Raw genomic sequence first — 20,354 nt, 5'->3', positions numbered from 1 at the left:
TCAAATTGAAAAATTGGAGAGGACAGGTGCTATTTCATTCCAAGTCTGGATTAGGATATAATATGAATGGAGGGAATGTATCATGGGAGGTGTTCAGCATGTCTGAATCTGCACAGAAAGTGGATCAGCTTTTTGACAAGATCGAGCAAGAGAATAAAGCGGAACTGCTTCAATTTGTTGAGGGCCTAAATCCGGAAGAACTAGAATCCTTGTCTAAATCAATTAGATGGTATCGAAATGTATTAAAAGAAATAGAACGTCTACGCATTGAGGAATCCAGCCATTTAAACGAGCAGAATAACATATCCCCTGATGAAATGCACGAAATTAACAAAAAGTATGGAAAACGTTCGAAAACCGACCCATCAAAATTTATTGAATATAAAGGAATTGAGCAACTAAAGGATCTTGTGGTTAAAAGATAAGGCAGAGAAAGGTTGGAAATTCAAAGATGAAAAATGAAGACTTTCCAATCCGGCGTATATTGTTTCATCCGGAAATCATTTCAATTGATTTAGTGAAAATTGCACAGGAAATGACAGAAGACCAGTTTGATGAATTCTTAACACAATATGATAAAGCTATCCAAATCGCAATGAAGAATCCATATCTGCCCAACACTAGATTAATGTATCAGCTTCAGGATTGGAGCCGGATAGATTTTTTCTCCATGAAAAAACCCCCAAGAAAATTCACCCGTGATGATCGATTTATATATCGATACGATGCTGATTTCTATGATGTTTTTAAACTTGCAGTTGGCTTAAGAAATGCTAAAGGGAAGCAAGGAGACAGCATATATTATACCGCAAGAATAAGGTTAGAAGAGTCGCCAGATCATTGGGAGGAAGAAAACGATGGATAAATCAAAGCGCCAAATACTTCAGTAGACGATTTGGCGCTAACAGCCATTCCCCCTACCCCTCTCCCACATTTTTAAATTGGTTATAAAACATATGATAATACCGGCCGCGGTGTGCCATTAGTTCGTCATGGCTGCCTTGCTCGATGATTTGCCCGTGGTCGATGACCATGATATGATCGGCATCGCGGATTGTATTCAGGCGGTGGGCGATGATGAAACTCGTGCGTCCCTCCATCATCGAAAGGAGCGCATCCTGGATAAAACGTTCTGTCCGTGTATCGATGCTGCTTGTTGCCTCATCCAATATCAGCAATGCTGGCTTTGCCAGAAAAACCCTTGCGATGGCCAAAAGCTGGCGCTGCCCCTGGCTCAAGTTGCCCCCGTTTTCCGACAAAATGGTTTCATATTTATCGGGCATCCGGTTGATAAAAATATCGGCATGGGCAAGCCGGGCCGCTTCTTCAACTTCTTCATCCGTCGCTTTAGGATTTCCGTATTTGATATTTTCCTTAATGGTACCTGCAAATAAATACGTATCCTGAAGGACAAAGCCAAAACTTCTTCTCAGGCTGTCTCGTGTATACTTCCGGATATCCGTGCCATCAATTGAAATCCGGCCTTCCGTGACATCGTAAAACCGGGTCAAAAGGTTTACAATCGTCGTTTTTCCGGCTCCGGTAGGCCCGACCAGCGCTGTACGTGTGCCCGGCTTTGCCTCAAAGCTGATATTTTTTATAATCGGAACGTCCTCGCGATACCCGAAGCTGACATTTTCAAACACAACATGGCCTTTTGGATCCTGGAGCACGATCGCCTCTCTTGCATCTTCCGCCTCTTCTTTTTCATCCAGTATGTCAAAAACCCGCTCAGCTCCGGCAACCCCTGACTGCAGGACGTTAAAAATATTCGCCAAATTATTGAGCGGCCGCACAAACTGCCGGGAATATGTCAGAAAACTTGCGATTACGCCCACGGTAATCATGCCTTTTAAAGCCAGCACCCCGCCGACAACCGCAACCATTGCAAACCCAAAGTTGTTAATCACGTTCATAAGTGGCATGAGAAACCCAGACCAAATTTGCGCCCTCAGCCCGACCTTAAGCAAGGACTGGTTCACCTCTTCAAACTTCTTGATTGCCTTTTCTTCATGGTTAAAAGCTTTGACCACCTCAATCCCCGAAATCGTTTCTTCAATATGCCCGTTTAACCGGCCGAGTTCCGCCTGGTTATTTTTAAACAGCACTGAAGTTCGCTTAGCAATTGTCCGCGTCAGCAAAAACACGAGTGGAACCGTACACAGGCTTGCAACCGTTAAAACCGGACTTAAAATGATCATCATCATGAGTGTACCGAGAAGGGCAATGACCCCCGACATGAGCTGCGTTGTCGATTGGGAAATGGTATTGCTCACGTTGTCTATGTCATTCGACAGCCGGCTCATCAGTTCACCGTGGGTTCTCGCGTCAAAAAAAGAAACCGGGAGTTTTTGCAGCTTTTGAAACAGATGGCTGCGCAAACGCTGCACAATCCGTTGCGAAACACCGGCCACAAGCCAACCTTGTAAAAAGGTTAAGACAGCATCTGCAATATAAGCCGCTGTAAGCACAAAAATCATGATTTCAAGCAGGTTAAAATGGACCTTTCTGCCCGGTGGCATGGCATCAACGGCCCTGCCGATAAAATAGGGGATGCACAATGTAAGGACAGAGTCGGCCACAATCAATGCAAGAATGACGGACAGCCCGTTTCTTTCCCTGCCAAAATAAGCCCAAAGCCTTTTTAACGTCCCTTTAAACTGCTTTGGTTTCTCGACCGGGCCTCTGAACCGTGCCGCGCCTCCCCCGCCCGGACGGACCATCCGCAAAAAAGGCCCCGGTGCCTGATTTCCCTTATATCTGTTCGTTTGTCCGGCCATCCTGCAACACTTCCTTACCCATTTGCGATTGATAAATTTCCTGATAAACGTGAGAGGCTCTGAGAAGCTCCTCATGCGTGCCCAGGCCGGCAACTTCTCCTTTCTCCAACACGATTATTTTATCCGTGTCCATCACAGAAGTAATGCGCTGGGCAATCAAAAGGCAAGTCATCCCCTTTGCATATCTTTTTAACGCTGCCTTGATCCGCATTTCAGTTGCAACATCCACCGCACTTGTACTATCGTCAAGAATGAGGATTTCCGGATGTCTCACCAATGCACGGGCAATCGAAATGCGCTGCTTCTGCCCACCGGAAAAATTGACGCCGCTCTGGCCAATCATCGTATCATAGCCTTCAGGCGCGGCCGCAATGAAGTCATGTGCCTCTGCCAGTCTCGCAGCCCGTTCGATCTCATCCATTCCTGCCCGGTCATTTCCCCATTGAATATTTTCACGGACGCTGCCGGTAAAAAGAATGTTTTTCTGCGGAACGAGCGCAATTTTTTCACGCAGATCGTGCGGGTGAAAATCCCGGACATCCATCCCATCCACTTTAAGGGACCCGCCTGTTACATCGTAAAAGCGCGGAATGAGATTCACCAGGGTGCTTTTTCCCGATCCGGTTGAGCCAATAATGCCGACAGTTTCACCCGGATAAATGGTAAACGTGATATTTTTCAAAACTGCATCTTCTCCCCGTCCGGTATAGGAAAAAGTGACATTTTCAAAATCAATTCTCCCTCTTTCAGCCATTACTTCATGCTTCAATCTGTTCGGGAAGGTTTTTTCTTCAACGGCAAATACTTCACCGATCCGAAAAGTGGAGGCCCTTGCCCGGACAAACATGTTAAACACCATGGAAATCATCATCAACGAGGTTGAAATTTGCGTCATATAATTGATAAAAGCAATAATATGGCCGACTTTCATGGTACCATTGTTCACCCCGAAGCCGCCCATCCATAAAATCGCGACAATGCCGAAATTGACTGTAAGCAAGATCGCCGGGCTGAAAATGGACATGATCCGGATTGAAGAAGTCGAGCGTTCTCGCAGACGGCGGTTTGCCACGCTGAATTTCTCCACTTCAAATTGAAACTGGTTAAAAGCCTTCACGACACGGACACCGGATAAATATTCCCTCATGATGCCGTTCACGCGGTCGAGCGCTTTTTGCACTTTCATAAACAGCGGAAAGCCCAATCGCATGTTCGCTATAATAAAAATGATGACAATTGGCACAACAACTGCCAGCACCACAGAAAGCTGCGGGTCAAGCCGGACTGCCATGATCAAAGCGCCGATTGCAAGTAGTGGCGCTTTGACAAACATGCGCATTAAACCATTGATAAAGCTCTGTACCTGGGTGACATCATTGGTCAGCCTTGTAATGAGTGAGGCCCGGTCAAATCGATTGATGTTTTGGAAAGAAAGTGCCTGGATTTTTCGGAACAAATCCGACCGCAATTCCGCCCCAAAGTTTTGCGACACGATGCTTGCGAGCGTGCTCCTTAATGAGGCGGCAACCGCCCCGCACGCTGTGATGAATAACATCACGCCGCCCATCTTTAACACATATGGCATATTCCTGGATGTCACGCCGACATCAATAATTTTTGACAGGATCGCAGGCTGCATCAAATCGCAGAGCGCTTCACACATTAAAAAGAAAACAGCCGTACTAAAAAGTTTCCAGTACTTTTTGGTATACTTGTTTAAAAAATGCATCGGACCATTCCACCTTTTAACATTGCGGAAATCATTTCTGCTTACGCTTTTTTATCCGTCTGGGGATCGCCTTTTGACACTTTTAAATTCTCAGCCAGCCGCTGCAGAAATCCAATAAACAGTTCCTGCTCCTCTTCTGAAAATTTGCTTAATCCATTGCTCAGCTGCTGGAGATAAGCGGTTTTTGCTTCGTTGATGATTGCTTCTCCTTTTTCTGTCAAGGACACCATTTTCACGCGGCCATCACGGGCTGACGTCACGCGCCGGGCATATCCCCATTTTTCAAGCCGGTCGATCATTTGCGAGACCGTGCTCATGCTGACATTGAAATGTTCGGCAAGGCTTCCCATCGTACACTGCCCGGACCTGCCAACATGCCGCAACAATATCCACTGTAAACGTGTAATCTTCTTATCTTCATTTGCCAGCCGCCCTTCCCGCAGATGCCGGTTAATATACCGCCAATGCGTAAGGAACTGGTCCATTTTGCTATCTTCCATAATGGAACGCCTCCTGAAAGCTATTACTTTATTTAGTTTACTAAAGTAATTGGGAGATTGTAAAGCCTGCATCAAGAAAAAGATAAGCATTCCAGTTGTTTCCCAATTCCAGGAATTACCGGGTAGACAGCCCTTTTTCGTGTGAACATAATTAAAATTACTTTGATACAACCGTCAAAGTTGTCTCTTTTGCTGCTTTGATCACTTTCTCGGCATCTATTTTAAGATATTCCGGCCTGATCCCCTGCTTAAAAAAAAGAACCAAGATTCGGTTCCTCTATAATATCTAATATAAAATGAGCTTGGGTTTTCGCTGCCGAATGGATCGTTATGAAGAACGCAACTTGTTTACCTCATCCGAACACCACTTCAACTTACCATTATCAGTCACATGTTCAATTTTTCAGGAATATTTGTATTGAAAAATTCAGTGTAGTCCTGTAATTGGTAATCTGCAATATCCGTTTGATTTTGAAAGATACACGTTGAAATTCCCAGTTCTTTGGCGGGTAATAAATCCAATTCTCTATCCCCAATCGCTAGGTCGATTCTATATTTTTCGTGCAGATGTTTGTAAGCTGATGGGTTAGGTTTACGAGGGAACCCATCGTCAATCGTAACCATATCTACAAAGTATTTATCCCATCCATAATATTTTAGGATGCCGACAACACCTTCCCTAGACTTGTGTGTGACAATAACATTTTTATTTGCGAAATTTAAAATTCCTTCTACACCATTAAATGGTTTCATATCTTCTGGAGATATATTTTTCTTTAACTTTTTTATCTCCTCTTCTTGTTCACTTGAAATGTCATAAAAATGAATTGCGTGTGAGTAGGAAATTTTCAGTTTCCCATAGATTTCCCGTTTATCTACTGTTTCTCCCAATACTTGAGAGAAAATGTTGGTATATACAGGATAAGTATCAAATAATGTTCCATCGAAGTCCCATAAAATGTTCAATTAAATCACCCTTTTATGTATATTTTAACATAAATGCTTCAACTCATTTTATCAAGGTTTCAAAACCAAATAAAATGACTGAAGGATATCCATTACAGCATAGATGCCGACACTATATTGAATTTCTTTTTTGAACCTGAATTATTCACAGAAATTCAGAAACTTATTATAACTTATGGATTACCAAGCCTTTTCGGCTTTATTGTAATTCATTAAAAAAATGAAAAAAGAATCCATTTCTGTTAAAGTTAAAGTAACCAAAACAAAAACCAAACAGAAAGGACTCTTTATATGGTTACTTTAACGCAAAAAACACTTGATTTCAATCATAAAATTAAATTGTCAAATGATGGAGGTTCTCTTTCCTCCGATACAGGTGAGTTTCTTTTTAGAGAATTCGATGAAAAAATTGGTTTTTCAAAGATTTTAGTTAAGTACTTGAGACTTAACGATTCAAGGAAATATTATCTTCATTCAAATGAAAACTTGTTACGTCAAAAAGTCTATCAAATCATTGCCGGGTATGCGGAAGATGATGCGGCTGATCAGTTGACTCATGATCCTGTGTTTAAGGAAATCATTGAAACTCCAACACTTGCTTCCCAGCCCAGTTTGTCTCGCTTTTATACACGATTTGATAAAGATTCAATTGAACAATTAAATCTGGCTAACCAAGAAATGCTTGATAAGATTCATTGTTTTCGACAATCGAAAGAGTTATTTATCGACTTGGATTCGACTCATTCGGATACATATGGGGACCAAGAATCTTCGTCATATAATACTCATTATGGCACGATGGGTTTTCATCCATTAGTCGCCTTTGATGGTGCGACTGGTGACTTTTTGAAAGCACAACTCCGTCCCGGAAATGTTTATACATCAAATGGTGTGGTGGAATTTATTCGGCCTCTCATTAAACATTATAACGAAATGTTTCCGGAAACTCCCCTGTTTCTTCGTGGAGATAGCGGGTTTGCTGTTCCGGGATTATACGATCTGTGTGAAGAAGAATCTGTTTTGTATATTATTCGGTTGAAATCGAATTCACAACTACAAAGTTTAGCGAAAGAATACCATCCTTCTTCCGCACCTTTAGATGTTTCCAAGACGGAAACCTATTATGAAGAAACGATTTACCAAGCAAAATCATGGTCAAAACCAAGAAGGGTGATTATTCAATCGGTACGTCCTGCAGGTGAGCTGTTCTTTACCCATTCTTTTTTTGTTACTAACTTTGAATTAGCTTTCCCTCAAGATATCGTCCGAGCTTATCAAAAAAGAGGGACGATGGAAAACTATATCAAAGAAGCAAAAAATGGCTTTTACTTTGATCATATGAATAGCCACGCTTTTCTAGTGAACGAAGTAAAAATGATGTTAACACTTCTTGCATATAATTTGACCAATTGGTTACGAACTCTTTGTTTTCCGGAAGGTCAAAAAACTATGCAAATTGATACGATACGTACTCGGTTAATTAAAGCGGCAAGTAAAGTCGTGAAATCAGGCAGATCCCTTTACTTCAAACACATCCGAGTTTTGTGTATCAAAATTTCTTTTGGGATGTACTGAATCGAATTCAAAAGCTACAATTGGAATGACCAATAGAATACTTCTCATAACTGAAAAAAATAAATTTTTCAGTCAAGGGGCAAGTATGCCCAAAATACCAGAGTTGTTCTATTGAAAATTCAGTTATTTTATGAATTGGCTACTGCTCTTAATTAAATACCGTTATTTTCAACTAATTTAACAAAATTTATCAAATGGGATTTGTAGCTATGAATATTTCAGGTTGAATGTTCTCTTTTGGTTATGTAGTCGTTCAGTAATGCAATACTAATCTTCAATCTGAATTTGTACCTGAAACCAATGTTAAAAGCGTGGCTAGTACTAGCCACGCTTTTAGACTTTTTTATTGACGAATTGTATTGCTATTTCTGTTTTTTGCCGTGTTAATTGATGTTTTACATCTCAACACGGAGCGGCTTAGCATACCGCCGACTTTTTTCACCTTAATAGAATCTCCTGATGCTGTTGAAATGAGATTTCCAATAAGGGTTGCTTAAACTTTTTATTGAGACGCTCTTGTCTGAATCAGAGATAAACTGGTTGTTTCCGAGATAGATGCCGACATCCGAGATGCCGCTTTTATAGGTATCTTGGAAGAAGATAAGATCTCCCGGCTGCGGGCTGCTTACTTGGTAAGAGCTGCCATAGTACCCTGCTGCAGTCTGGCGGCCAATGGATTTGCCGGCCTGGTTGTATACATAGAATACGAAGCCGCTGCAGTCAAATCCGGATGGCGTAGTTCCGCCAAAACGGTACGGTGCGCCGATGTATTTTTGTGCAATTTGCGCCACTGCGGACCCGCTGTAAGAGCCCGAATTTGAACTTGATGATACCGTGTTTTTAGAAACTGCTCTTGAGCTGCTTGCTTGTGAGCTGCTTGTGCTTGCAGAGCTGGATGAGCTGCTTCCAGCGTTAGACGAATTGCTTTGAGCACTGGACGACTGACTGGATTGTGAGCTGCTGGTTGAGCCGCTTGCTTGTGAACTGCTTTGAGCATTGGACGATTGACTGGATTGCGTACTGTTGGTTGTGCTGCCCGAATTGTTGGACGAACTGCTTTGCGTGCTGGACGAGCCGCTTGTCTGTGAACTTGCGCTTCCTGCGTTAGAAGAGCTGCTTGCGGCGCCAGACGATTGATTGGATTGCGTGCTGCTTCCATTCGAGCTGCTGACCGCACTGGATGGGCCGTCCACTTTTAAAGCACTGCCGGCAACAATCCAATCAGAGCTTAAATGGTTCCATTCTTTCAATTGAGAAACGGTCACGCCGAATTTTTGCGCAACGCCGGAAAGCGTGTCGCCTTTCACAATTTGATAGGTGCCGTTTGGCGCAGTGCTTTTTTGCGTTGCAGCACTTTTGGCGGTGTTGTTTGCAGTACTGCTGTTGGCAGTGCTGTTGTTGGCAGCGCTATTGGAATTACTATTTGCAATACTGTTTGAAGTACTATTTGAAGTACTATTTCCAGTGCTATTGGCAGTGCTGCTGACCGTAGCGGAAGAACTGTTAATTTTCAGGGTATCTCCGGCATAAATTAAATCAGAGCTTAAGTTGTTCCACTCTTTCAGTTGAGATACTTTGACACCGTATTTTTTGGCAATGCCGGAAAGCGTGTCTCCTGATACAATTTTATATTTTTTTGGTGTTTGAGACGGCACCTTAAATTTCTGATTCGGATAAATAATATCGCCTGTCAGATGGTTATCATTTTTAATTTGGGAAACCGTTGTGTGATATTGTTGGGATATTTTCCACAACGAATCTCCTTTTTTGACCGTGTATGTAGCTGCTTCCGTTGATGCAGAACCTACAATTAAAGACGCTAATGTCATGCCGGCTGTAACAGACAATACTTTTTTTCGAGTCAAGATTGAAACCTCCTGGATGTTTAAAAAAATTTTCATTGGCTATATATTAAGGGTCATGGTTTGTTTCACTCACAAACCCTATTTTAAAAAAATATATTGCCACTTTCAATCATTCTATGAAAACGTAATTCAACTGTAATCTCATAGAAAATTTACCATTTTAGGAATATAGTTGTGATAAAACCAATTTATATAGGAAAAAGGTCACAATTGTATTCAATCCACAAAAAATCCTCCCGCTTTGGCAGCGCGGAGGCATTCCGTTGTGTAGGTGAATGTTCCCTGCATTCTTGAAAAAATGCGGCTGGTGGAAGGGACCAGCAGATTGCTGCCACACTGTCTGGCGAAGGAACAGGCGGTCATCACCCCCATTACAATTGATAATCTTCCAGGTTGAAGTGCGTATGGCCGGATTGATAAATATGATAAGCGAGAATCGCCGTTTCAAGCGCAAGCCTGCGGGCCGGCTCCATAAATTGATAGCCGAGCAGTTCTTCTATTTTTTCAAGGCGGTGGTAAAGCGTCTGCCTGACGATAAACAGTTCATTTGCCATTTCTTTTTTCCTCCCCCTGTTTTTCAGGTAAACTTCAAGTGTTGTTAATAAAGAGGCATTCATTTTTGCGTCATATTCCAGTACGGGTCCAAGCTGGTCATAGATAAACGTTTCCACATATTCATTTTTCTCGCCTAATAGCAAGATCTGGTAAATGCCGATTTTGTCATAAAAAATTTCTTGAAGCAGATTGATCTGTTGCAGAAAGATGACTTTTTTCGCATCATCATACGCCCGGCAAACGTCCGCCGTATTTTTGTAAGCTTTGCTGATCCCCGTCATCGTGTGCTTGCCGTTGTAGCGGTCCTTTATGCTGAGTTGCACCAATGATTGGTGGATATCAGAAAAAGTTACAAGATCATGATTGGCCTGCTCGTCCTTTTTAAAAAAGCAAATCGCTGCAATTTCGTCCTTGGCAGCTGAAATAAGGGACAGCATGCCTTTCTTTTTTATCCTGTTTTTCATCATGGCGGAAAGCTGCAGCAACGTTTCTTCCCAATCTTTGGTGCCGGATTGTGGCTTCGTAACTTTGAATAAAATGACCCGGAAATGCAAACTGGCAGAATAACCGGGCAAAACGGCTTTCATCTCGGCCTGTTCACAGTCTTTGCCCGCAAGCAGTTTCCTAGCTACCTCTTCTTCCGCAACGCGCTTGTTTTCTTCCATTGTTTTCGTTCTTAACATGATTTGTGAAATGGCAAGAACGGCGTGCTCCATGATAAAAGAAGTGTACGTGTCCATTACATCTGTTTTTAATTTCAGGCATAAGTATCCCCAGATTTGTCCCAATCCTTTTACCGGCATGATCACAAAGTGGATCGCAAACGAAAATGTTGCGGTTTAACCAGTCATACTTTTCATTCAAGACTTCGAAGACGGGGGTCGTTCTGAAATATTCCGGCATCGGCTCCACTCCTTCTCTTGAAGCCGGCCTTTCCTGCAAGCCTCCGGGTTTTTCAATATACAACCCTTTATTGATGACATAGATCAGCACATCATCATCCGTTTTTAATGTGTACCGGGCACAAATATCAATGACACCGTTTTCTCTTGTCAATGACCAGTCCGCCCCGCCCGGTATGACCGTTCCTTTTATGCCGGGGCCTTCGAACACGCCTCCTGTGATCGGCGTAATATTGCGGATTCCGCCGGGGACAGGTCCGATCGTCAAATCTTCATCAATCGACACATACGCTTGAAATGCAAATTCTAATCCAATGGTCATTCCCATTATTCCTCCTTCAATAAAGTTCAATTATCTCTCGATTTCTAGCTCATTCTCAAAATTTCGTAGGTACTTAATTTACACCAAATAGTTATCACACCTCCAAATGGATATAGGCAGAATCTTCTTGCAGGTTAGAGCCCATCCTAACAACCAAACTAGATATGTTTGGTAAATAAAGGGGGATAACCGTGCGTAAAATCTCCACACGACTTTCTGTTTAGGATTCATTTACTCGGGACACGCTCTTTTAGTGGGGGTCGTTTCCCAGAAAACCTCGTTCTATGAAATTGGCATACAAAATGACACGTCCTATCAACCTTATTCTTTTGATAAACAGGCCTTTTTCATGACTTATGCTGTTCAATGTATCCCTTAGAATCATTCGACTTTCTGTGTACTTTTCTTTGTTCGCAGGATCTCCGGCACGTGGCCGCGGATGCAGCGCCAGTTCTCATCGATTTGCATCACGGAACGGTGATCCGGATCATAGGCCGGCCAGGCAGGAATCGCGGGATGAGCGGGGTTCCCGTTACGGGCAAAAGAAACCCACGCATCCTGCATCCGGTCAGCAAGTGTTACCGGCGGCTCTTTTCCTGTCAGCCACTCCCCACTTTTTAAGTTATGAAAGACAAACGGCAAATCAATGGCGTGGCACGCACCAAGCCCTTTTATCCGGGAAGACCAGGTAAAAAAATACATCCATGTACTGGCAAAACGGGACTGGGATTCCGCAAATTTTATAGCCGGGATATGAAACAATATGTCGTTGGCAATCTGATATAGGTCAGCAGAACTAGCTTGTTTGCGGTGCTGTGCGGCCGCTGCAACAATGCCGGACATACTCTCGATGATGGAAAGCTGCTGGTTCAGATAATCTTCCAAAATATCATCCAAATCCGGGTAATACAGGCGCCAATAGGCCATCTCATCTTTTGTTGTGCCAATCATACAGTCGATCCCTGCAGCACATCCGTTTTCAATCTCCTGATAAGGATTGAGCGGGATCCATTTCCCGTCAGCGGCCGGTGCAAACATAATCTCGCTTTTATACTGATAAAGATCTATCAGCCGGTCGCAATACGCTCTGAGTTGGTCCGCGTCTAATGCCAGCAAATCCTCAACCGAACGCGCACCCGTGAGTTTTACAAAATCTCTTCCAATTTGTTTTGCCGTCTCCTCATTTTTCACAAGATTAACCGTCCCGCTTTGTGCAATCACTTTGTGGAACAGCCCTTTTGCTTTTGGAATCGTCATGAGTAGCGAAACACTTGCGCCGCCGCATGATTCGCCAAAAATCGTAATATTGCCTGGATCCCCGCCAAACAGATGAATATGTGCGTTAATCCATTCCAATGCTTTGATTTGGTCCAATATGCCTAAATTTTTGCTGTCTGCATATGCCTTCCCGCCAAGCTCTTCCAAATCAAGAAATCCAAAAATATTTACCCGGTAGTTGATCGAAACCAATACGATATCGTTTCGTTTTACAAAACTTTTTCCGTCATATAGCGGATCATTCGAACCTCCGCCAATAAATCCGCCCCCGTGAATAAACACCATGACCGGCTTTTTCGCACCTTCCAGTTCTCTCGTCCATATATTTAATGTCAGACAGTCTTCAGACTGATTCCCAAATGAAGAGGGTTCATTTTCATCGACCGGTTGAATGCAAGGCGAGCCATATGAAAAAGCTTCGATTCTTTTTGGTTCGGGGTCCAGGTCCTCCGGTGCTTTCCATCGCCGTTTTCCTACAGGCGGTTTGGCGTAGGGGATCCCTTTAAACGAAATGACGCCGGATTCTTCTTGTCCGATATAGGTCATATTTGAACTGCTTATCGTTTTCGCTATCAACTTTATCCCTTCTTTCAGCTGCCTATAGAAAATCACGATAAAAAAACAAGAATCAATGAAAGAGCGGGTCGATTGGCACTTGGATGTTTGCCCGGGATTCAATGATTTCTGCGGCATCTAAAATCGTGTCTTCCCGGAACCGTCTTCCAACAATTTGAACCCCGGTCGGCAGCCCGCCGCTTACAGATGTCGGGACTGAGATGGCCGGAAAGCCGAGTAAAGCAATGGACATCATCGGCCATTGCGCCGCCATGAGCCGCGCGTTGCTGTCTATACTTTTAATATCTTCATTTTGTTTGAACGCCTGCTCTGCCGAAACAGGAAGGAGCAGGATCGGATATTGTTCCATAAATTTCTGTAATGCAATAATCAGCGTCCCTCTCCGCGCATATCCTGTTCGGTATTTTTCAAGTGTGACTTCTCCCCACCATTGTCTCGAAACCTCGTAATTATATTGCAGATTTAACCTTGCCCCTTCATCCCCAAATTGTTTAATAGCCGGCCAGAGATCGGTCAAGTCTTCTAGCACGAGCAGGTACCAGAGTTTATAAGCTTCGGCAAACAAAGGCAAATCTACTTCTTCTACCACATAGCCGGCGTCATTTAAATACGCAGCCGCCTCGTTCAAAGCCTGATTGACAGCCGGATCCGGTTTTACCACGCCTGGATCGCGGAGCAGCCCGACACGGATCGGCTTTTTGAGCGGTTCGCCGATTAACGGAACATTCGCGTGGACCGGATCGCGCGGATCGTATGCCGACATCACAGAAAGCGCCAATCTTAAATCGGCAACATTCCGTGCCAACGGTCCTTCTGTTACTTTCATTTGCAGAGACAAGGGCGGATCTCCATTTGGAAGGTCGGCACCGGTTGCAACCCGCCCGATCGTAGGCCGGATACCTGTAATGCCACATGCATATGCCGGATACCGAATCGAGCCGCCGATATCGTTCCCCTGTGCGATCGGCGCCATCCCGCATGCCACCGCCGATGCTGCCCCGCCGCTTGAACCGCCGGGTGTCCGGGTGGGATCCCACGGATTTAATGTGCTGCCATGCAAGTCATTATTGGAAACCCACCTTAGGCTGAATGAAGGGACATTGCTCCTTCCAACGAAAACCGCACCTGCTTTGCGTAAGTGGGCGACCGGGGGGCTGTCGTCTGTCGCCACGTTATGTTGAAAGGCAACAACGCCGTCCGTCGTGACATGGCCTGCCTGATCGGTATTGATTTTGGTCGCAACCGGCACCCCATGAAGCGGGCCGAGATCTTCCCCTTTTAATACGGACCGGTCCGAAGCATCCGCCGCCCGAAGCGCACCTTCAGCCAGCACTTCTACTAACGCATTGACTTTTGGATTGACTTCTTCAATTCTTTTGAGACAGCTCATGACCGCTTCACGCGAGGAAATCTGTTTTGTCCGGATGGCATATGCCAGTTCAGCAGCCGACCAGCGCCATAGTTCATCTGTATTCTTTTGGCTTAATTCAAAACCGGATGATAATGCTTTCGGATTAATCAATTTTTTCCACTCCAATCTGGGTATTTGTCAATGAATTGTAATCAAGGCTGTCTTTTTCAGTCTGCAAAGCTCTTTGCATCCCGCTGTTTGTGAAGAGTGTGAGTAAAAAGCACAACAGGCTTGGCACGCCGAGCGCAATCAAACCGGCTTTCATAAAACCGAGCGGCAGGAGGAAAGAAAACAGGGGCCCGCCGAAAATCTGGCCGATGCCAAAAATGAAGAAAATATATCCGGTTACCGTGCCGGTGACATGTTCTTTGACAGAATCTTGCCCTATTGCGGAGGCAATGCCCGGGAAATAACTGCCTGCGCCAAACACAAACATTAATATACTGAGCGCCAGCACATGGCTCCCTACACTGTATATGCCTGCACCCCCGATGAAAAGAAGCAAGGCGGTAAGCCTGAATACATGTTTTCTTCCAATCCTGTCAGCCAGCATCCCAAGCGGTATTGAACAAATTAAACCGGAAATGCCATAGATGGAGGAAATCACAGCTGCTTGTCCCGGTGGAAGATGTAACACCTTGAGTAAACATTGTGAAATGAAGCCGATAAACGCAAACTGGGCCACACCGTAAAACAGGGTTGACAGCGAAATGAGGTTGGCATTCCGGTTTAATACGCCTTTAAATTTAACCTTTTGCTTTTCCAGTCTTTTATACGTTTTTGGAATAAACAAATAGCAACCGAGTACTGATAAAGCAGATAATATCCCGACAATGGCAAAAGGTGTAGTGACGTTTGGCAGGAACGGGGAAACGACAAACGGTGCAACAAATATACCCGCCCCGTAGGAAATGGCAAAAGCAGCCGTTGCTTTTCCACGCTTTTCCGGGAAAATGTCCCTTAAAAAGGCGGCGATTGCCGGTTGAAACATGCCAACCCCAATCCCATCCAAAATTCTTGCGATCATCAACATCGTCAAATTATGCGAAAAACCACTTAAAAATGTAAACACAGAGAAGATGGACACGGAAATTAAAATGGCATTTTTTACAGAAAATTTATCGAACAGAAATCCGCCGGCAAGGCTGAACAATGTCAGACCAATGGAACTTCCGGTAATCAAAAGTCCAAGTGAAGCGACAGACGCGTGGGCATTTTTCGACAATATAGGGAGACACAAATCGACGCAGGCGGCAAAAATGTTGGGGGCGTGCATCAGATTTTTCGACAATATAGGGCGACACAAATCCAAACAAATTCCCGTTAAATCCTTCCAAGAATGCCGGCAGGACTGCAATGAACACAATTAAGAAAAAATAGGCATTACCTTTTTCTGCAATGGAACGAACCGTCACATCATCTCTGAGTCCAAATGGTTTTTTCATTGTAACCCTCCAATGTTTTATGGTAAATTGTGGGACAATCCCATTCATTTGCTACGGCCATCATCTTCCAGCAGCGTATTGTAAGCGTTTTATTTTTGTGGTAATTTGATCCCTCCCTTTACATCATCCGGATGGAAACATACTTTTCTTCCAAGTATTCGAGGATGCCGGACTTCCCTCCTTCCCGGCCAATGCCGCTTTCCTTATATCCCCCAAAAGGACCCTGAACGGTTACGGGAGCGACATCATTGATTCCAACAATACCGTATTCCAGTTCGTTCATCATGCGAAGCCCTCTGCCCAGGTCGTTTGTATAGCAGTAAGCAGCAAGGCCGTATCGCGTACGATTCGCTTTTTCAATCACTTCCTGCTCATCCTGAAAAGTGTGGAAGGAAAGTTATCAACCATTCCGATTGTCCATTTTAATGAATTTTCTAATTTGTATAAATTCATATTAGCTTGTTTTGATCCGTAATGCATTAGCCAAAATATCAAATCATTCAGCAGAATCCTTTACGTTTTGTAAAATTGTTACTATTTCGAACGAACTTCCCAAGGAAAACACCACAAGGAAGCTTATTTGCAAAAAATCCCCGCAACGAAACAAGCCCCCGGTTCGTGAGCGGAATCTTTCCCACGAACCAGGGGACTTTTCATTGTTATATGAGACTCTAAGATTTGCCCGGCTTACGGGACTCCAATCCAGTATATAGCTGCAAACGCACCGGGCTGTTTGCTGCCGGTCCGGACGTTCGTGCATCCCGGCAGCTGGCCCGCTTTCGGAAAACTAATCAGGCCCTATTTCTTGCCTTAATCATGAACCCGATTAATATCAGAAAGATGGCGGTATCCAGCGCAATGAAATTGATCCATTCGTGCAATTGAAATCCCCAAACTTTTTCCAGTAAGCTCACAGGGTATTTCATCATCGGATCTTTAAAGATGCCGGTGATTGCAACATGTGTAATCAAACCGCCGGCAACAATCTGCACCCATGAAATTTTGTCCAGTATTTCAGAAAAAAACTCGAAGAAAGCGAGTACGGTCGTTAAGCTTAAGGCCATGCCAGCCATCGTGGACAGCAAATTGGTGGAGATGCCGGACGTGATCAAAACGCTGTCCATACAGACAAGCATATCAGCCGCAAGCACAATCAATAGCATTTTGGCGGCCGGGATGCTTGGAACGGGCCTTGCCTCGGAATCAGGCTGGATGGAGCTCACAAAACGGAAAGCGATGTAGAGGAGAATCATGCCCGCGAGCACTCGAAATCCCGGGATCCCTGTTAAATACTGAATCATCGCAACATAAATCGTACGGCTGACCGTTAGACATACAACGATATTAAAAAACAGCTGTTTTGGCTCGTAGCCATACTTTCGAACCACCGTTGTAATAATAAGAAGATTATCCAGATCACTAATCAGGTTGAGCAAAAAAATTTTTAAAATCACAAAAACACGTCACCCCTGCCTTTGCCAATCCATTTCAGGAACGGAAAAAACAGCATAGCACACCGGTCCCTCTATTAATATATTTGGACAAAAGCAAAAAAAGACGTAGCGATCATGCAGAATCACTGAGCAGATATGATCCAGTACCTTTAAATAAGTTATAATTTGAGCAGAGGCGTGGTGCTATTTGGATAGACCTTACACAGTATTTCCTTACTCATTTATCTTCTCTTAATCTTTTTATAAATTCTTCTAGAGCATCGCTTTCGTTATTATACATTTTCTCGCCGGCTTTTGAAGTTCTCTCATTATAAGTAAAAACCGTCCATTTCCCCGCCTCATTTTTAATCACAACTTGACCTTCATTCGGGGATACATCACAAAAAAGGCATTAATTTCCAGTTCTTCATTTTCATTTTCGTCATCAGCTTTATCTTAACCGCTGATTTTTGTTTCGGGTTTGAAGCTGATTTTTTCTTTCACTTAATAAAACTTTATTTTTTAATGCTTTAATTCACTAAAATACCGGTTAGTCTCTCGATATAAAGTTTTTATAATTTTTCCGGGTTTACTGGACGCCTTTCTTCTATTATCTTTACCCTACTTTTAGAAATCCAGCCGATCCAGGAATCCCTTTCTACTCTTTTCAGTTGCAGTTTTTCACCAATGAACAAAGAGCCCGTACCTACCTGAAACTGGTCGTCTTTTTCTTGAAGGATTTGAACTTTTTCTCCTTCTATGACTCCATATGTGGTAATACTTTCGCAGTTAACAAGTTCTTTAGGGTTAACTTTTTTCTTGTATATGCCATGTCCCGTCAGATCGTAAAACGTAGAATCAACCTTACTTTTATCTTCTGTGTAAATCATAACGCGGCCATCCATATCGCTTGTTACCTTATATTCGATCCCATTATATTTTGTGTATAATCCAGACTTTATCATTTTAATCACCTTTTAGTTTTAATACATTTATTTCCTGCATAGATTCCAGCTAATTCATCATTTCCGTTAATGACTTTTTAGACAGGATGTAAAACCATTTCCTGTCCTTGCCTCCATGCTTTTACCATATGTGATCTCATTTGTGAAGAAATAAATGATCAGGATCTCTCATCCTAAATTTAATATACCCTCTTCAATACCGGCGTACGATTCATATGAGCAGCCTGAAGCCAATTTTTCCAGGCATTTGTTTTCCATAGACCCATGGCAAAAAATATCGTATAATTTGTCGTATGAGGGAGGTGAAAAAGTGGATAAAGGAATTGACCAGAATGTGATTTTGCAGGCCATCCGTGAACTGTCGGACCAAATCAAATCCATGGAAAAAAATCTGTCCGAACGGATGAGTGCGCTGGAAAGCAGAATGGAGGCGCTGGAAACGAGAACGGCGGCTTTAGAAGAAGGCCAAAAAGAAATTAAAGAACTGGTCAGAAAAATTGACAAAAAACTGGATGTCCTCAATCGTGATTTGCTTGACACAAGGGCAGATGTTGAATTCTTGAAAAAGTAAATTTCCCGTTTTTCTGCTCACATGAATAGCCGCAAGTCCCTCTTCTTACAAAAAGATTCTCAAAAAATGGTCCTCTTGGTTTGGTCCAGATCCCCGATTCGAGATCCTTCACATCGCCAAAGAGGACTTTTTATATGCGTTGCCGGGATTACAATGGCCATGCGAGATCAATACTTTGTATGGTTTTTCACAAATTGAATTTACAAATCCTTTTCAATCACCCGCTCCCATGCCTTATATCCAAGAGTCTTTTTCCATCCTTATTTTAAAGGGAAGAAAAAAGAACCGGCACACTACCTGAAAAAAGTTGTTGCCAAAAATTTTCCTTGCCGTTTCTTTCTCATTGTTTTTTAATGAAATTAGATCAAAAAGAAAGCTGGGAAAAATGTGGGTGTTGTGTTGACAAAAGCCGCTTCGTTTATTTTGATCATTGTGCTCGGCTACATTTTGAAGCGGGTCGGATTTTTTAAGCCGAATGATTTTCAGCTGGTTTCCCGCATGGTTTTGAATATTACATTGCCATGCGCCGTGATTACAAATTTTGAAAAGCTCTCTTTAGAAACTTCGCTGCTGATGCTTGTCGCAATCGGCGTCATTTGCAATCTGGTAATGATTGCAACCGGCTATATCGTTTCCTGGCGCCGTACCCATACGGAAAAAGCCTTTAACATGATCAATTATTCCGGTTATAATATTGGCTGTTTTACACTCCCCTATGTACAAAATTTCCTGGGGCCCGTTGGCGTAGTGGCAACCTGCCTGTTCGATGCCGGCAATTCGGTTTTATGCACGGGCGGCACCTATTCGATCGCTTCCGCCGTTGCCAACAATGAAAGAACAAATGCGGCATCTTACCTGAAAAAAATGTTTTCATCTATACCGATGGATACCTATCTGATCATGCTCGTGCTGTCGCTTTTGCATATTACATTGCCGGCAGGCGTGACTGCATTTACCGGAATCGTCGGGCAGGCAAACGGCTTTCTGGCCATGCTGATGATCGGGATCGGTTTCGAACTCCGGCTCGAAAAAAGCCAAGTTGCAAGCATCTTAAAAGCCGTCATCATCCGTTACGGAATGGCCATCCTGTTTGCAGTATTCTTTTATTTCTTGCTACCGCTGCCGCTTGAGGTCCGGCTCGTGCTCGTGATTATCGCGTTTGCGCCGATTTCCGCCGTCTGCACGGCATTTACCCAGAAATGCGGCGGCAATGTCGCCATGTCCAGCACGTTGAACTCTTTGTCCATTTTGATCAGCATTGTACTGATGACCAGTCTGATGGCCGTACTGAAGATCGCCTGAATCAATCGAGTAGGAGGCTAATCATTATTTGATTAGCCGACCTCTCACACCACCGTGCGTACGGTTCCGTACACGGCGGTTCTAAAGTTTAAAACCGTACAGACAAATAATAATCCAGAAAACTTATATACCTTGCTCTTCGAATCACCATCACAGCGCACTAAACAACCAGCCCGGAA

General features: G+C 43.5%; 19 protein-coding genes and 1 pseudogene. 5 read left to right on the top strand and 15 right to left on the bottom strand.

The annotated features are described in order from the left end of the window. Nucleotides 1-98 precede the first annotated feature (98 nt). Together BCOA_RS26095 and BCOA_RS26090 are read left to right on the top strand one after the other, a co-directional pair. Nucleotides 99-425 (top strand): transcriptional repressor TraM, encoded by a 327-nt coding sequence (locus BCOA_RS26095; protein ID WP_014097013.1) that lies wholly within the window; start codon nt 99-101, stop codon nt 423-425. A gap of 26 nt (nt 426-451) precedes the next feature. Continuing rightward, nucleotides 452-865: a hypothetical protein gene (locus tag BCOA_RS26090; protein WP_014097012.1), complete on the top strand. Its 414-nt coding sequence runs from the start codon at nt 452-454 to the stop codon at nt 863-865. Between the two features lie 52 nt (nt 866-917). Here the strand turns inward: BCOA_RS26090 and BCOA_RS26085 are convergent, their stop codons facing one another. The 4 genes from BCOA_RS26085 to BCOA_RS26070 form a co-directional block, all read right to left on the bottom strand. Further along, entirely contained in the window at nt 918-2,780 is a 1,863-nt protein-coding gene (locus tag BCOA_RS26085) for an ABC transporter ATP-binding protein (RefSeq protein WP_014097011.1), read from the bottom strand. Then, complete coding sequence (locus BCOA_RS26080) at nt 2,755-4,509, bottom strand: ABC transporter ATP-binding protein (protein WP_014097010.1); 1,755 nt, start codon at nt 4,507-4,509, stop codon at nt 2,755-2,757. The genes BCOA_RS26085 and BCOA_RS26080 overlap by 26 nt, the downstream gene beginning before the upstream one ends. 41 nt (nt 4,510-4,550) lie before the next feature. Next, nucleotides 4,551-5,009 carry a MarR family winged helix-turn-helix transcriptional regulator gene (locus tag BCOA_RS26075; RefSeq protein WP_014097009.1) on the bottom strand — a complete coding sequence of 153 codons (459 nt, stop codon included), beginning with the start codon at nt 5,007-5,009 and terminating at the stop codon, nt 4,551-4,553. A 387-nt stretch (nt 5,010-5,396) separates the two neighbouring features. Further along, complete coding sequence (locus tag BCOA_RS26070) at nt 5,397-5,975, bottom strand: HAD-IA family hydrolase (protein ID WP_014097008.1); 579 nt, start codon at nt 5,973-5,975, stop codon at nt 5,397-5,399. A gap of 291 nt (nt 5,976-6,266) precedes the next feature. On the opposite strand from BCOA_RS26070, the pseudogene BCOA_RS26065 reads away from it, so the two are divergent. Next, nucleotides 6,267-7,579 (top strand): annotated as a pseudogene (locus BCOA_RS26065) (IS1380-like element ISBco1 family transposase). Between the two features lie 414 nt (nt 7,580-7,993). Here the strand turns inward: BCOA_RS26065 and BCOA_RS26060 are convergent. The 11 genes from BCOA_RS26060 to BCOA_RS26020 form a co-directional block, all read right to left on the bottom strand. Further along, nucleotides 7,994-9,415, bottom strand: coding sequence for a C40 family peptidase (locus BCOA_RS26060; protein ID WP_014097006.1), 1,422 nt, complete (start codon nt 9,413-9,415; stop codon nt 7,994-7,996). A gap of 371 nt (nt 9,416-9,786) precedes the next feature. After that, nucleotides 9,787-10,635, bottom strand: a complete 849-nt coding sequence (locus tag BCOA_RS26055; protein ID WP_041818023.1) for a PucR family transcriptional regulator — start codon at nt 10,633-10,635, stop codon at nt 9,787-9,789. Next, nucleotides 10,595-11,194 carry a DUF3237 family protein gene (locus BCOA_RS26050; protein WP_014097004.1) on the bottom strand — a complete coding sequence of 200 codons (600 nt, stop codon included), beginning with the start codon at nt 11,192-11,194 and terminating at the stop codon, nt 10,595-10,597. Before BCOA_RS26050 ends, BCOA_RS26055 begins: the two co-directional genes overlap by 41 nt. Nucleotides 11,195-11,575: 381 nt before the next feature. Next, nucleotides 11,576-13,048 (bottom strand): carboxylesterase/lipase family protein, encoded by a 1,473-nt coding sequence (locus BCOA_RS26045; RefSeq protein WP_014097003.1) that lies wholly within the window; start codon nt 13,046-13,048, stop codon nt 11,576-11,578. Nucleotides 13,049-13,100: 52 nt separating this feature from the next. After that, a complete protein-coding gene (locus BCOA_RS26040; protein WP_014097002.1) occupies nt 13,101-14,570 on the bottom strand; it encodes an amidase family protein in 1,470 nt (489 codons plus the stop codon). Further along, entirely contained in the window at nt 14,563-15,642 is a 1,080-nt protein-coding gene (locus BCOA_RS26035) for an MFS transporter (protein ID WP_328228210.1), read from the bottom strand. The genes BCOA_RS26040 and BCOA_RS26035 overlap by 8 nt, the downstream gene beginning before the upstream one ends. Continuing rightward, entirely contained in the window at nt 15,578-15,904 is a 327-nt protein-coding gene (locus BCOA_RS35560; RefSeq protein WP_014097000.1) for a hypothetical protein, read from the bottom strand. Before BCOA_RS35560 ends, BCOA_RS26035 begins: the two co-directional genes overlap by 65 nt. A gap of 118 nt (nt 15,905-16,022) precedes the next feature. After that, nucleotides 16,023-16,268, bottom strand: coding sequence for an aldehyde dehydrogenase family protein (locus tag BCOA_RS26030; protein ID WP_014096999.1), 246 nt, complete (start codon nt 16,266-16,268; stop codon nt 16,023-16,025). A 427-nt stretch (nt 16,269-16,695) separates the two neighbouring features. Then, nucleotides 16,696-17,358: a TerC family protein gene (locus BCOA_RS26025; RefSeq protein ID WP_014096998.1), complete on the bottom strand. Its 663-nt coding sequence runs from the start codon at nt 17,356-17,358 to the stop codon at nt 16,696-16,698. A gap of 217 nt (nt 17,359-17,575) precedes the next feature. Continuing rightward, nucleotides 17,576-17,710: a hypothetical protein gene (locus BCOA_RS35335; RefSeq protein WP_017552300.1), complete on the bottom strand. Its 135-nt coding sequence runs from the start codon at nt 17,708-17,710 to the stop codon at nt 17,576-17,578. A 199-nt stretch (nt 17,711-17,909) separates the two neighbouring features. Further along, entirely contained in the window at nt 17,910-18,227 is a 318-nt protein-coding gene (locus BCOA_RS26020; RefSeq protein WP_258434448.1) for a hypothetical protein, read from the bottom strand. Between the two features lie 385 nt (nt 18,228-18,612). Here BCOA_RS26020 and BCOA_RS26015 point away from each other — a divergent pair, with 385 nt between their 5' ends. Then, entirely contained in the window at nt 18,613-18,873 is a 261-nt protein-coding gene (locus BCOA_RS26015; protein ID WP_014096996.1) for a hypothetical protein, read from the top strand. Nucleotides 18,874-19,260: 387 nt separating this feature from the next. After that, nucleotides 19,261-20,175: an AEC family transporter gene (locus BCOA_RS26010; RefSeq protein WP_014096995.1), complete on the top strand. Its 915-nt coding sequence runs from the start codon at nt 19,261-19,263 to the stop codon at nt 20,173-20,175. The last annotated feature ends 179 nt before the right edge of the window (nt 20,176-20,354 follow it).

This window comes from Heyndrickxia coagulans 36D1, assembly GCF_000169195.2.
In the GTDB taxonomy this organism is placed as follows: Bacteria; Bacillota; Bacilli; order Bacillales; family Bacillaceae_C; genus Weizmannia; species Weizmannia faecalis.
Note: the sequence above shows the minus strand (reverse complement) of the source record. Positions and strands in the feature narration are given on the sequence as shown.

Coding starts and splice junctions, on each gene's coding strand:
- BCOA_RS26095 (WP_014097013.1), top strand. CDS start 99: ATGTCTGAATCTGCACAGAAAGTGGATCAGCTTTTTGACAAGATCGAG.
- BCOA_RS26090 (WP_014097012.1), top strand. CDS start 452: ATGAAAAATGAAGACTTTCCAATCCGGCGTATATTGTTTCATCCGGAA.
- BCOA_RS26085 (WP_014097011.1), bottom strand. CDS start 2,780: ATGGCCGGACAAACGAACAGATATAAGGGAAATCAGGCACCGGGGCCT.
- BCOA_RS26080 (WP_014097010.1), bottom strand. CDS start 4,509: ATGCATTTTTTAAACAAGTATACCAAAAAGTACTGGAAACTTTTTAGT.
- BCOA_RS26075 (WP_014097009.1), bottom strand. CDS start 5,009: ATGGAAGATAGCAAAATGGACCAGTTCCTTACGCATTGGCGGTATATT.
- BCOA_RS26055 (WP_041818023.1), bottom strand. CDS start 10,635: ATGGAAGAAAACAAGCGCGTTGCGGAAGAAGAGGTAGCTAGGAAACTG.
- BCOA_RS26050 (WP_014097004.1), bottom strand. CDS start 11,194: ATGACCATTGGATTAGAATTTGCATTTCAAGCGTATGTGTCGATTGAT.
- BCOA_RS35560 (WP_014097000.1), bottom strand. CDS start 15,904: ATGAAAAAACCATTTGGACTCAGAGATGATGTGACGGTTCGTTCCATT.
- BCOA_RS26020 (WP_258434448.1), bottom strand. CDS start 18,227: ATGATTTACACAGAAGATAAAAGTAAGGTTGATTCTACGTTTTACGAT.